This is a genomic window from Aeromonas sp. R1-1 (genome assembly GCF_040908495.1).
GTDB classification, from domain to species: Bacteria; Pseudomonadota; Gammaproteobacteria; order Enterobacterales; family Aeromonadaceae; genus Aeromonas; species Aeromonas veronii.
In genome coordinates this window covers 1-1,157 of record NZ_JBFODV010000224.1, presented here as the reverse complement: position 1 = coordinate 1,157, position 1,157 = coordinate 1, and the positions used below count along the sequence as shown (strand labels likewise).

1 protein-coding gene is annotated in these 1,157 nt (G+C 55.2%); it reads left to right on the top strand.

What is annotated here, in order from left to right; translation table 11 throughout:
* Positions 1 to 688 (top strand): hypothetical protein (locus AB5Y92_RS15100; RefSeq protein WP_368227058.1); only part of this gene is annotated, 688 nt, incomplete at its 5' end.
* Positions 689 to 1,157: the final 469 nt, after the last annotated feature.

Genomic DNA, 1,157 nt, shown 5'->3' with positions numbered 1-1,157 from the left:
CAGTGTTTCACTGCTGATGGCACCAGCGGCTCAAGCCGGATTGCTCAGTAAATGGGACGAACTGACCGTGAAAGGGGGAGAACTGGAGAGCTGTCTAGGCGTGACCTTAGAGCAGCAGGCCGATAGCGTCTTTAAGGATCCCGAGTGGTCGGCAGGCAAAGCCGCTGATGGCCGCAAGCTGGTCAACGTGAGTGGTACGTTCACATATGGAGATAGACCTGTCCGTGGCTTGCTCCAGATGTGGGTTCAAGGTGAAGAGTTCAGCGTGGAAGCCTTGGAGATAAATGGTCAGCCACAGCCGGATGTCATGATTGATGCCCTGCTGGACAAGATGTGTGAGGCAGCAAAGAGCCAGCAACCCAAAGAGGGGGACGAGAAGGCCCAAGCTCGCGCTGATCTACCATTTGTAGGCAAACGGCGATTCAACTTCTCGGGGGGTAGTGGTACAGCCGAGTTCATCACGATCCAGAGCAACGGGCATACTGTTGTGGAGAGTTGCGGCTCGGAATGCAGCATTGATTTTGAAGGGCCATTTACTAACCCGCTCAAGACGCAGTACGGGATCTATCGAGTCGAGGCCAAGCGGATTTTCGAGCTCGATGAGAAGGGCCAGGGCAAGACCTGCCAGAAGGAGCTGGGAGACCCAAGAGATACAAAGTGCGGTGTAGAGCTGTATGTGGCTCAGTAAGAAGATCAGGCGGGAGCAATCCCGCCTTACTTTTTTCTGACGGCATAGGGCTGCAGTTACGTGGGATGCGCGGGGCCAATGCGCATGAAACAGCGTCTCTAGCATGGGGTAACGACCAGAGGCCCGCCGCACTGCCAGACGATGACAAGGGTTAGACAGAAAATATGGGCTCTGTAGGCCAAACATATTTATAACAAGCAGCCCGGAGGGAGTGTCCCCACTCTAGCCAACAAGACAAGCTCGACTCAGAGACGCCGAGGAAAACCAAGTAAGAGACCAAGACAGTCAGGCCACTAGATAAGCCAGCGGACAACACTGATAGAGAAGGCTGGATAGGAGAAGTTTTCCCTTCCATCTGCTCCACATTTTCCACCCTGAAGCCGGATCAGGGGGGGCAGAGCCCCAGATGAGAGCGGGTGGGGCTCACCCTCATCCCCAACGGGTATAACACACCACCCCACGGGCCCAT